The 12,278-nt window shown below is 42.7% G+C and carries 13 protein-coding genes and 2 pseudogenes; 4 read left to right on the top strand and 11 right to left on the bottom strand.

The window, feature by feature from the left end; translation table 11 throughout:
• The first annotated feature begins 6 nt into the window (after positions 1 to 6).
• The 3 genes and pseudogenes from ACUN2T_RS09935 (at position 7) to ACUN2T_RS09925 (ending at position 1,563) form a co-directional block, all read left to right on the top strand.
• On the top strand, positions 7 to 318 hold the full coding sequence (locus ACUN2T_RS09935; RefSeq protein ID WP_445497320.1) for a DUF7716 domain-containing protein: 312 nt from the start codon (positions 7 to 9) through the stop codon (positions 316 to 318).
• Between the two features lie 191 nt (positions 319 to 509).
• Positions 510 to 650, top strand: a pseudogene (locus tag ACUN2T_RS09930) (RHS repeat-associated core domain-containing protein); the annotation flags it as partial.
• Between the two features lie 397 nt (positions 651 to 1,047).
• Positions 1,048 to 1,563 (top strand): hypothetical protein, encoded by a 516-nt coding sequence (locus tag ACUN2T_RS09925; RefSeq protein WP_445497319.1) that lies wholly within the window; start codon positions 1,048 to 1,050, stop codon positions 1,561 to 1,563.
• A 47-nt stretch (positions 1,564 to 1,610) separates the two neighbouring features.
• On the opposite strand, the gene ACUN2T_RS09920 is transcribed toward ACUN2T_RS09925, so the two are convergent.
• Complete coding sequence (locus ACUN2T_RS09920; protein ID WP_445495070.1) at positions 1,611 to 1,790, bottom strand: DUF7706 family protein; 180 nt, start codon at positions 1,788 to 1,790, stop codon at positions 1,611 to 1,613.
• Between the two features lie 122 nt (positions 1,791 to 1,912).
• On the opposite strand from ACUN2T_RS09920, the gene ACUN2T_RS09915 reads away from it, so the two are divergent.
• Positions 1,913 to 2,053 carry a hypothetical protein gene (locus ACUN2T_RS09915; RefSeq protein ID WP_445495071.1) on the top strand — a complete coding sequence of 47 codons (141 nt, stop codon included), beginning with the start codon at positions 1,913 to 1,915 and terminating at the stop codon, positions 2,051 to 2,053.
• Between the two features lie 765 nt (positions 2,054 to 2,818).
• Here the strand turns inward: ACUN2T_RS09915 and ACUN2T_RS09910 are convergent.
• From ACUN2T_RS09910 to nuoI, 10 genes and pseudogenes are all read right to left on the bottom strand, one after another.
• Positions 2,819 to 3,172: pseudogene (locus tag ACUN2T_RS09910) on the bottom strand (transposase); the annotation flags it as partial.
• Positions 3,173 to 3,233: 61 nt separating this feature from the next.
• Entirely contained in the window at positions 3,234 to 3,326 is a 93-nt protein-coding gene (locus ACUN2T_RS09905; RefSeq protein ID WP_445497318.1) for a tail fiber protein, read from the bottom strand.
• Positions 3,327 to 3,758: 432 nt separating this feature from the next.
• Positions 3,759 to 4,382 carry a tail fiber assembly protein gene (locus tag ACUN2T_RS09900; protein ID WP_445497317.1) on the bottom strand — a complete coding sequence of 208 codons (624 nt, stop codon included), beginning with the start codon at positions 4,380 to 4,382 and terminating at the stop codon, positions 3,759 to 3,761.
• 2 nt (positions 4,383 to 4,384) lie between these two features.
• A complete protein-coding gene (locus ACUN2T_RS09895; RefSeq protein ID WP_445497316.1) occupies positions 4,385 to 5,221 on the bottom strand; it encodes a phage tail protein in 837 nt (278 codons plus the stop codon).
• Positions 5,222 to 6,008: 787 nt separating this feature from the next.
• Positions 6,009 to 7,466, bottom strand: coding sequence for an NADH-quinone oxidoreductase subunit NuoN (gene nuoN / locus ACUN2T_RS09890; protein ID WP_445497315.1), 1,458 nt, complete (start codon positions 7,464 to 7,466; stop codon positions 6,009 to 6,011).
• Between the two features lie 6 nt (positions 7,467 to 7,472).
• Entirely contained in the window at positions 7,473 to 9,011 is a 1,539-nt protein-coding gene (nuoM, locus tag ACUN2T_RS09885) for an NADH-quinone oxidoreductase subunit M (protein WP_445497314.1), read from the bottom strand.
• A gap of 20 nt (positions 9,012 to 9,031) precedes the next feature.
• Entirely contained in the window at positions 9,032 to 10,879 is a 1,848-nt protein-coding gene (nuoL, locus tag ACUN2T_RS09880; RefSeq protein WP_445497313.1) for an NADH-quinone oxidoreductase subunit L, read from the bottom strand.
• Positions 10,876 to 11,178 (bottom strand): NADH-quinone oxidoreductase subunit NuoK, encoded by a 303-nt coding sequence (nuoK, locus tag ACUN2T_RS09875; protein WP_036843392.1) that lies wholly within the window; start codon positions 11,176 to 11,178, stop codon positions 10,876 to 10,878. The genes nuoL and nuoK overlap by 4 nt, the downstream gene beginning before the upstream one ends.
• Positions 11,175 to 11,720 (bottom strand): NADH-quinone oxidoreductase subunit J, encoded by a 546-nt coding sequence (nuoJ, locus tag ACUN2T_RS09870; protein WP_445497312.1) that lies wholly within the window; start codon positions 11,718 to 11,720, stop codon positions 11,175 to 11,177. Before nuoJ ends, nuoK begins: the two co-directional genes overlap by 4 nt.
• A 12-nt stretch (positions 11,721 to 11,732) precedes the next feature.
• A complete protein-coding gene (nuoI, locus tag ACUN2T_RS09865; protein ID WP_445497311.1) occupies positions 11,733 to 12,275 on the bottom strand; it encodes an NADH-quinone oxidoreductase subunit NuoI in 543 nt (180 codons plus the stop codon).
• Positions 12,276 to 12,278 lie beyond the last annotated feature (3 nt).

Below are 12,278 nucleotides of genomic sequence, written 5' to 3'. Positions count from 1 at the left end.
GAAAAAATGAAAATAATCAATGGCTTTGACGGATTATTAAAAGTATATAAAGAACTTGATGAAGCGTGGTGCTTTTTTGTTGATATTGGCTTTGTGAATGAAAGTAATTATATCAGTAAAGCGTCCTATTATCTGCCAGAAACAGAAGATGAGCTGGAGGACATGGATGAAATGGAAGATAAGTATAAAGGCTGGTTGGAATACCAAACATTCATAGCCATCATCAATAACAAACTAGAGCATCATCCCAACGCCACCCGTGATGAGCTGTTAGAAGCTGTGATCTACTATCTCGAAGAAGATGATTTTCTAGATTGAGCCGCAGACCGGAAGATCTCTGTGATCTTCCGGTCTGACTGATGATCTACCATCGAAGGGCTTTGGCTTCCGGCAAAACCTGCGCTATGCGGGACAATGCTTTGACAAAGACAAATTTGTTGGAAATAAATTTGAATAGCGCGCAGCGCTACCCTGAAAGGGCGAGTATCAGGATGATACGAGTAAACCGGCTGCATTTTAATACTTATCGGTATTGTGCACCTGAAATAGGTCGGTTCATAACGCCTGATCCGATTGGATTAGCCGGGGGTCTGAATCTGTATACCTATGCGCCGAATCCGATGACATGGATCGACCCTTTAGGTTGGGCGGGCAATCCTAAAACGGCAACGCATATCACCTATCAGGGTATTGATGCTGAAACCGGCAAACCGTATGTGGGCTATGCCAGTAAGCAGGGGCAGCATCCGGGTTCAAGAGTGCTGGATTACCGTTATGGCAGCAATTTTGAGCGCTTTGGTGGTGAACCACCTGAAGTTATCTATAAAGGTTATTCTCAAGCAGGTAAAGATACTGCTCGTGGACTAGAACAACGGCGATTTGAAAATCTGGGTCAAACAATTAAACGCAACGGCAAAGGAGGCAGCCGTTGCTGACGGCTGTGTTGATTAAATGGTGAAACGAATTGTCTGGAAGCATAACCATCTGGTTAATATTAAACTGAGGGATAATCTGTATACCATTGGACAGATGCTTAATAGTGTAGAAATGCAGTTTTATGATATCTGTAATACAGATGGAGTATGGAAAAATATTTATTTAAATCAAGTGCCTATTTTGTTTCGGATTTTAGTTGTCAATGCTGTTTATAAATTGATGCCAGATAAAATTAAAGACAAATCAGTTATTCCTAATACTCAATCCTATAATAATTACTGGATAAAACCTTATTCTTCATTCGATGGTGATCATTATCTTGGGGATAAAAATTCTTTTTTATTTATGGGCGGTAAACTGATTGATATCGGTCCTAAGGGTAATATCGGAACCACACTGGCACCCGTATTAAAAGAAGGCTTAACCTTACCAGAAGATCGGGAACTCATTGAAAAATATGAACTGACCAATATGTGGTCACATGAAGAGTTAGCAGAACGTCTGTGTCGCTATTTTGATACCGGTATTAACCGTGATGACCTGAAATTCGAGGTGTTTCCGGGACTGTGGGATGATAGAGAGCAATTAAGGCCCTTGACCAGTCGTTTACCGTTACCGCTACGATAATATAAAAAACCGGAAGATCTCTGTGATCTTCCGGCCTGAATGATGATCTACCGGGGTGAATATTTACAGTAAGCCAGTGCCGACTGGAGCTTACCGATGACATCCTTAATCTGATACGCTTCCTCGTCATTCACCGCACAGGCCCGTATCTCAGACCAACACAACCGCTTAACCAGTTGGGCCAGGGCCAGCGCTTCAATGTGGGTTAATTGAAGTAACAAAAACATGAGATTATATTAAAGCATTTAACAGAGTTAACCGCATAGCGAAAAAATAACTATAGCAACTGACCGCCATTCTGAAAAATTGCACTTATTAGTCGAATTTGCCGCATTTATCAGTATTAAAAATGATTAAAGAAATCGACTTTGATTTTAATACCATTAGTATATTTATTATTCCTTTTGGTTTTAAACCTAAAAATCAAATACAAGAAAAAGGAAAAACGAGAAAATCCGAGTATCAATTTAATGAAAATGGAAAAATTTAAATACAAAGAAGTAAATAGAAAAACGATTATATTTATAAAAATGGCTCAATGAAAATCATTCATTAAATAAGTTTTTAATTAAAAAACAAGAAAACTCTCGAAATGAGAATCGCTTCACTCTATATCACCTTTTTAACAGTATTCATTTTATCTTTTTACCTGTATTTCCCTTTTTTAACAATCATAAGTTCATTTTTATCGGTGATTAATCAGTTAAGGGTTAAAAAATAGGTACTCCATTAATACCTGCTTTTTAAAAAGATACAGAGTAGCTAAAAACAGCCTATCCACATCCATGTTTAATGTGTTTGTCGGCAATGCTATCCTCTGTTTATTTTACATTTACCTAATCTATCGGGACCCTTTAAAAACACGAACATAGAGATTAAAGCTTTTATATAAAAGGCAGATTAAACTCAATAAACGTGATTTTCAGAAGGACAGTAAATTGCGTTTAATCGAACTCCATTAAAACTATTAACAGAGAGTTAAAAAGAATATTATCGGAAAAAATACAAAAGAATATTTTTATACCATCTGGCTATTTACAGGCTGATTTGAACCAGTAAAATAACGTCGATAAAGATAAAAAGTGAGTATAATCAACGTAGATAAAACATAATATATCATGATGATTAAACTGAATAAAAAAGGCAATTACACAATTTAAATTACAGTTTCAGTAGCGGCTTGCTTTAAATAATGCTTTGATTTTACTACGCTACTCTAACCGTTCAACATGAGTCAGCCTGCTCTGCTGCAATGCTTGTGTTCGTAATAACTGCTGGCGGCAACATTAAACACATCACAGACCAATTCCACCGCTTCATACTCTCTTAACGAGTCTGTCAGCATGTACGTTCTAATTTATCCGACATCAAGAGAACAGTCGCCTTTTTTAGTCTAGCCTCCAGTTCTTGAATGCGCTGCTGCTCTGGCGTCAGGGCTTTAGCCTTCTGTATCACACCACCTCACTCTTGTTTAAGCTGCTCAACCCAGCGCCGATTCACTAACACCAAGTGACTTAACGGCTTCTGCAATGTGGTAGCCTTGGTCAAGTACCAAACTAGCAGTACCACGCTTTAACTCTGTAGCAAATGTACGGCGTTGTCTTATCATTGAATACCTCTTTTAACGTGGTAATCTTATCGCCTAAATGGGGGGCCGGTTTTATTAGACACTACATGATTTCTTGTGCCAGATTTTGTGTCACAGCCAATGTGTCGTTATCGCCAATTTCACTGGTCAGTTGAACAACGCCTTTTTGTGTCAATGAGGCATCGGGAATTTCTGCTGTGACTTTTTGTTTTAATGTTCGATTTAATTAGGCGGTGAGTTTAGCTATATTACCATCATCCCAAATATCATCACCAGATTGTGTTTCATAAAGTTAGCGATAACAGAGTCTATTATTGATGATTGGCGTAATACTTTATTTAATACAGTAATAGAGAGATTATCTGGTGGAAATCTTGCTTGTAAACTCTGATTTTTCCATATTTTTCTTAACTCACCACATTAGCATTGTTACTAATAGGAAAATCTTTAAAATTATTTTTTTGTTCATATACTTCCCCCATAATTTATACAAATTATTTATAATATAACGATAAGCTCGTTTTTATACGAGCTTTGATTAATCCAAGATACTGATTTAAAAGACAGCTTTGTATCAATATTTAAAGGCAATATGACTTTAATATTATTATTGAGGTTTTTCAGGCCAGCTAATATCTGGAGCCAATGAAATATCAACTCGGCTTAATAATACCAGATATTTTTTCCAATCCAGTAATAACGCTTTTTCAGCTTCCAATGCTATTTCAGTTTCAACCGCATATTGCAATACTGTTATGACTTCATTCGCTTGTTGGTGAAAGGAAGTGCGTTGCTGTTCTGCCTGTTTAATCTGACTGGTTTTTTGTAATTCAATGTCTGTTACCCATTCTTCACCGTCCCATTTGTCGAAATCAGTGGCTGGTTGTTTGAATGTTAACATTTCTGGTAATTCACCCAGTTCAATAACTTTTTGTTGAGCACCTGTTTGCAGGTTATAAGCTATTTTTTCACGATGGTCAGGCACAATTTCCCAATAATTTTCATCTTCACTGCGACGCACTGCCATATTATCAGCATCAGGAAAGTTTGGCGCATCAAGGTAAGAACGCGCAGATAAACCTACTCCTTCTGCAATATATTCAAAATTAGTTCCAGCAAATTCTTTCGAATAAAGATCAGCATGATAAACCTTTATCCAACCGGCTTGAATCGCTAATCCATCTTCACCTAATACAGCGGTTTCTGAATCTAAGATATTTTCTTGTGTCATTATTATTCTGCCTTTACGATGTAGTTAAATGCGATATTGCGAGGTCTGAGCCGTAAATTATTCATTTCAACAAGAACACTGCTTGCTGGTGCTTTATATTGGTGATAAGTTGACTTATAGAATGCTGAGCCGTCCATGTTCGTTAAGGTATGCGCTATCCTATTATCTGTGTATAAGCCAGCGTATGAAGATATTGTAGAGCTTTCCTGCCAGGATAATAATGTTCTCCCATTATCAGCGCCACGCCCATCATCCCAGCCACGAATAAACTCGCCTCTTAAATCGGGCAATCTACCGCTAGGATAAGCTTTGGCTAACTTTGGGTACTGTAATTTATTAAAAGCGGAGCCATTACAAGTGAAATAGCCGATAGGTGGATGGGGCAACGGCCAAGGAATAGGGGCCCCAACGGGAATTTCACTGGTTGTTTTAATCAGTTTATCTACCTCTGCTCGTGTATATACTTCTGCTCGAGTATATGCCCCCACATCACTCGCATTCAGATTAATATCCTCAGTCAATGTCTTACCATTTATTTTCCGACTATTTGGCACGTTGCTATCAGTGACTATTTGTTTTAACGCTCGATTTAGTTGGGTAGTGAGTTTAGCTATATCACCATCATCCAAAACATCATCACCAGATTGTGTCGCGATAAAATTAGCCACCACAGAGGCTATTGTTGATGATTGACGTAATGCCTTATTTAATACATGAGTAGAAATATTTTCCGGAGGAAATCCCACCTGTAAACTCTGATTTTTTTCATATTTTTCTTGACTCACCACATTAGCATTATTACTAGTAGAAAACGTTTTAAAATCATTTCTTTGACTCATATACCCCTCTCAAATCAAATAATTTTCTTACATAACCAATATATTATATTATCATGCAGATAACTCTATCCATTGGAACCAATCATAGTCTAGTTCATAAAAATAATAATGTAATATTTTTATAACTTACAGGATTAATTATTTTTGTATTAATGTTGAAATAAATAGGTTAATACATGTAAATTATTATCAATCAGCTTTACTGAAAAATAAATTCATATGAAAATGTTTTTATCTGAATAAAATAACGGGAAGAAAAACAGGACAAAATATGCAAACAAATGATTCAAACAAATATAAACTGGATTACTTTTATCATTATTACATTGCATTTATTATGCAACACCACAACACATTAAACCTGCCCTTTTAAACTTATTTTTCACTGTTTCACCCTAATTAATTACATTGCTTTCTTGCGGTTTTATTTAAATCATACCTACTTTTATACTGTTAATGTAATTTAACGCTAACATAAATTTATATCGTTATTTTTCAAAGCTATTTTCGCACTCTGTTAACGCTTAAATATCCATTTAATCATTATGATCTTTCTGGCTGATTAATTTTACTGTAATAAAACATTATTAAATGAATTTACTGATTTATTTAAACCTCATTTAAATAGACATGATTTTAAGCGAAAACTTAAAATCATATGACGAAACTATTTTAACAAATAGAAGATTTTATTTTTATAACCCAAATCTTTTCAAAACTGACCCGGTAAGGACAACCTTACCGGGTTTGGATTATTCTAAATAATTCATCACAATCGACTGACTATTTAGAGAATGATTTTCGCTTGTTGTACCACATCAATCAGTGGCTGAGGCCAGATACCCAGCGCCAGTACCAATAATGCAGAAATCAGAACGACCATCCCACCAGCAGTTAAGGCCCAATTCCTCGGTGTATCACGATTAGGGGCTTTCGGCGCGTGTAAGTACAGACTGACCATCACTCTGAGATAGTAATAAAGGCCGATAGCACTGCCAAGAACCACTGCCGCAGTCAGCCACCACAGTTCAGACTGTACACCCACAATAATCACATAGAACTTACCAATAAATCCCAGCGTCATTGGGATACCCGCCAGTGACAACATCATCACCGTCATGACCGCGGATAAAATCGGCTTATGCCAAAACAGACCACGGTATGAATAGAGGGAATCCGCATCCGGCCCTTTATATGGGCTGGACATCAAACTAACGACACCAAACGCACCGATGCTGCTAAACAGATAACCCGCCAGATAGATACCCACGGTTTCTTCTGAAAGCTGATGGTTTTGTACCGCTACCAATGCCACTAACAAATAACCTAAGTGAGCAATAGAAGAGTAACCAAGCAGGCGTTTGATACTCGTCTGAGTCAGCGCCATCAAGTTACCGAACAGCATAGAAGCAATCGCAATGACAGTTAATACCGTACGCAACGCTTCGCTGTCCGCCATCGGCGCTTCAACGAACAGACGCATCACCACAGCGAAAATCGCTATCTTACTGGCGGTTGCCAAAAAGGTAGAAACGGGTGCAGGTGCCCCCTGATAAACATCCGGTGTCCAAAGATGGAAAGGGACCAGCGACAATTTGAAGCCAAGACCAACAACCATCATACCCAAACCTGCCAGTATTAACGGTTGATAGATATAGCTGTCAGACAAACGATGCCCCAGTGCAGCAAAAGAGAGATCGCCAGATTCCGCATAGAGCAACGCGATACCAAACAGCATGAAAGACGATGCCGCCGCCGACAGTAACATGTACTTAATCGCCGCTTCCAGAGAGCGTCTCTGACGATATGCATAACCAATCAAACCAAACAGCGGCAAAGTAAGCAGTTCAATACCGATAAACAATGATGCCAGATGGTTTGCACAAGCCAGAAGAATACCGCCCACGGTCGCAATCAGCACCAGCAGGTAGAACTCTTCTTTGTTGTCCGGATAATTTTCCAGCCAGGAATAGGCGAAAGTAGAAGTTGCCAGACTCGCAATCAGTACCAGACCGATATAGAGCATAGCGTAGCCGTCCACATGAACCAGTGGAGTAACATCCATCGCGTCCTGCTGTCCAACAAAGTAGAGGGACAACAGAGCCAGATTTAAACCTACTACGGTCAGCGTGGTATTGATAAAGTGATCGCGTCGCCACGCAATGGACAGCATCACAACCACTACCGTCAATCCGACGATCAACAGCGGTAACAGCGCGATCAGTTGTTGAGGAGTTATTGTCATGGCGAATTACGGCCTTGTAGTTGAAATTGAAGCTGAAGCTGAATACCAAGTCTGGATGTTATCCATCGCTGCCGCTGAAGTATCAAGGATAGGTTGTGGGTAGAAGCCCATCACCACCAGTAATATCAACAGCAACATGACAATAGATATTTCCCGCATATCCATCCGTCTTAGTGGTTCATCTGATTTTGGCACTCCGTAATAAGCACGCTGCATCATATACAGGGCATATACAGAGGCGAAAACCAAGCCGAATACAGAGATCGTGATAATTAACGTGTATTCACTAAAACTGCCAAACAGAATCATAAACTCACCGACAAAGTTACCGGTTCCCGGCATCCCCAGTGTCGCAACAGCAAAGCACAGCGACAACGCAGGCAAAAACTGCACACGCCGCCACAAACCACCCATTAGATTCATATCGCGGGTATGCAAGCGCTCATAGAGCTGACCACAGAGAATAAACAGGCCCGCAGCTGATAAACCATGAGCAATCATCTGAATAATCGCCCCCTGGTAAGCAAGCTGGCTGCCAGAGTAAATCGCTATCAACACAAATCCCATATGCGAGATACTGGTATAAGCAATCAGGCGTTTGATATCTGTCTGGCTGAATGCCATCCAGGCACCATAGAAGATCCCAAGTACCCCCAGCCACATGGCGATTGGTGTGAACTCATGAGAAGCTTCCGGGAACAGTGGCAAGCCAAAACGCAACAGACCATAACCCGCCGTTTTCAGCAAGATACCCGCCAGGTCAACAGAACCCGCAGTTGGTGCCTGACTGTGAGCATCCGGTAACCATCCATGCAAAGGCACAACCGGCATTTTTACGGCAAAGGCGATGAAGAAACCCAACATCAGCAGGTATTGAACGGTATGTGACATTGGTGTATTCAGCAATTTCTCATAACTGAATGTCCACTCGCCCGTCGCGTTATAGTGCACCAGTACCAGCGCCATAATCGCAATCAGCATCACCAGACCGCTCGCCTGGGTATAAATGAAGAATTTGGTCGCCGCAGTGATACGGGTCTTACCACCTGATCCTCTGTGTCCCCACAATGCAATCAGGAAGTACATCGGTACCAACATCATTTCCCAGAAGAAGAAGAACAGGAACATGTCGATAGCGAGGAACACCCCCATTACACCACCCAAGATCCACAGCAGGTTCAAGTGGAAGAAGCCCTGATACGGCTGGTTTTCCGTCCATGAGCAAAGAATAGCCATCAGCCCCAACAGCGCAGTCAATACGACCATCAGCAAGGATAAGCCATCCAAAGCAAGGTGAATACTGATACCAAAACGTGGGATCCACGGCATAAGAAATTCTAATTGCCATTGAGGGATCCCTTGCGGATTAGCCAGGGTATAGCCGCCCTGCAACCACAAGTGCAGTGAGAGCACCAGAGTCAACCCCATCGAAATTAACGCGATCCAACGCGGTACACGGGTACCAAAGCGTTCAGTCTGCCAACTCAGCAAACCTCCGATGAAGGGCAAAAGAATTAACCAAGGTAATAGCCAAGGTAATAACATAGCGCAATATGTCCCTTAAATTAAACCAGTAGCAGCAGAGCTAAAACCAGCACTGCACCCAACCCCATAGAGGCAACGTACCAACGGACTTGTCCGTTTTCACTCAGGCTAAGACCTTTGTTACTCCAACGAGATAACACAGCCGGAATATTCATCAGTGAATTTAGCGGATCGTTCCGTAACACATGGGTAATGCTCTTGAATGGCTTAACAAATACCCAGTCATACAGAACATCAAAGCCCCAGGCATTAAACCACCATACGGAAAAGAAGCGTCCCGGAGCACTTTGTGCCACACTATTCACCAACTGACGTTTACCCAAATACAGTGCCATCGCCAGCAAAATACCCGCAACCGCAACCACACCAGAAACCACTTCCAGCATCATTTTACCTGTATCACTGGTGGCATGATCTTCCGGCAACACTCCCGCCAATGGGGGCGCAATCAGTGCGCCCACAAAGGTGGAAAGCACCAGCAATACCAGTAATGGCAGATGATGGGTAATCCCTTTAACAGGGTGCGCTTTGGTTTTCACCTCACCGTGGAACACGATAAAAATCATACGGAAGGTATACAAAGAGGTCATAAACGCCCCTGCCAGCCCCGCTAACATGAGGTTGATATGACCATGTGACATTGCCCCCCACAGAATTTCATCTTTACTGTAGAAACCCGCCGTGACGATTGGCAACGCCGATAGCGCCGCGCCACCGACCAAGAAGCAGGCATAAACCAACGGAATGGATTTACGCAATCCACCCATTTTGAAAATATTCTGCTCGTGGTGACAGGCCAGAATGACGGAACCCGACGCCAGGAACAACAACGCTTTAAAGAATGCGTGCGTCATCAGGTGGAAGATTGCCGCATCCCACGCCTGAACCCCCAACGCCAGAAACATGTAGCCAATCTGACTCATCGTTGAGTAAGCCAATACACGTTTAATATCGGTTTGTACCAACGCAGCAAACCCTGCCAACACCAGAGTGATAGCACCAATAGTCCCAACCAGTTGCAGGATTTCTGGTGCCATCAAGAACAGACCGTGACTGCGAGCAACCAGATAAACCCCGGCGGTCACCATCGTTGCGGCGTGAATAAGCGCAGAAACCGGCGTCGGGCCAGCCATCGCATCAGCCAACCAAGTTTGTAACGGCAATTGAGCTGATTTACCGACTGCTCCCCCTAATATCATCAGGGTCGCCCAAGTCATCACCGAAGAACCGGCTTCCAGATGTTGCGGAGCCAAAACCGCCAATTCGCGGAAGTTCAGAGTTCCCAGATTGTCATACAAAATAAACATGCCGATAGCCAGGAAGACGTCGCCCACACGGGTAACGACAAAGGCTTTCATTGCCGCTGCACCATTTGCCGGGTTGGTATAATAGAAGCCAATCAGCAAATAGCTGCACAGCCCCACCCCTTCCCAGCCGAGATACATCAGCATCATGTTATCTGCCAGAACCAGTATCACCATGCTGGCGATAAACAGGTTGGTATAAGCGAAGAAACGGGAATACCCCTCTTCACCGCGCATATACCATGAGGCATACATGTGGATCAGGAAACCGACACCAGTGACCACACTCAGCATGGTCAGAGACAAACCATCAAGAACCAGAGTGAAAGGAATACTGAAATCCCCGACCTCCATCCAGTTCCACAGGTTTTGACTGTAAACCAGATCACCCGCCCCATTTTGGCTGTTGAAATCAATAGCAACCCACAAAGTCACCAACGCAGCCAGACCAACAGAACCAATCCCGATGGTGGCTGATGTATTTTCAGACCAGCGGCCACGGGAAAATGCCAACAGCAAAAATCCCAGCAGTGGCAGCAGAATTGTTAAATAGAGTAAGTTCATCCGCGCATCTCACTGACTGTATCAATATTCAGACTCTGGCGACGACGATAAAGCTGCAATAACAACGCCAGGCCAATACTCGCCTCTGCCGCAGCCAAACTAATCGCCAGAATGAACATCACCTGACCATCTGGCTGCCCCCAATAGCTGCCTACCACCACAAAAGCCAAAGCCGCAGCATTAATCATCACTTCAAGCCCAATTAACATAAACAACAGATTACGACGGATGATGAGCCCAGTCAGGCCCAGCACAAATAGGATTGCCGCCAAAATCAGTCCATGTTGAAGAGGTATCATGGTTGTTCCTCCGCATTTCGGTTACTGAGCACTTCACCCTGTTTGTGTTCACGACCAATGTGATAAGCCACCACCATACCGGCCAGTAACAACAGAGACGCCAGTTCAACGGCCAGCACATATGGACCAAACAGGCTGATACCCACCTCTTTGGCGCTGACAACTTCACCCGTGATATTGTCGGCAATATCACCATGAGAAACGTTGACAATGGTATACACCAGCACAACAAGCAACACGGCTGACAGCAGGCCCGGGCCAACCCAAGTGCGCGGTTTCAGCCAGATACGCTCCTGCTCAACAACAGATTTGCCAAGGTTAAGCATCATCACTACGAAAACGAACAGCACCATAATGGCCCCAGCGTAAACGATGATCTCCAACGCCGCCGCAAAATAAGCCCCCAGCGAAAAAAACACCGCTGAAAGTGCCAGCAGAGAAACAATCAAATACAAAAGCGCATGTATCGGATTGGTATGTGTAATCACCCTGATGGTTGCCAATATCGCAACCAACCCAGCGGTATAAAACGTAAACTCCATGAATATCGCTCCTTACGGCAACAGGCTTTTAACGTCGATAGGTTTTGCTTCGTCGTCGGCTTCACCTTTTGATTTGCCGTCAATCGCCATACCTGTCTTACGGTAAAAGTTATAATCAGGATATTTACCTGGCCCTGAAATCGTCAGGTCATCTTTTTCATACACCAGATCCTGGCGTTTAAACTCCGCCATTTCGAAATCCGGTGTTAACTGGATTGCGGTGGTCGGGCAAGCCTCTTCGCACAGACCGCAGAAAATGCAGCGTGAGAAGTTAATGCGGAAAAACTCTGGATACCAGCGACCATCTTTATGTTCGGCCTTTTGCAGCGAGATACAACCGACCGGGCAAACTGCCGCACACAAGTTACAGGCAACACAACGCTCTTCGCCGTCCGGATCGCGGGTCAATACAATACGGCCACGGTAACGGGGTGGCAGATAAACCGGTTCTTCAGGATACATTTGGGTTTCGCGCTTATGAAAGGCATGCAAGCCAATCATCCAAATACTGCGTACCTGGGTGGCGAAACCAACCGCTAACTCTTTCAATGTCATGGT

Source organism: Photorhabdus machadonis, assembly GCF_052657765.1.
This window is presented reverse-complemented; position numbering and strand designations above follow the sequence as displayed.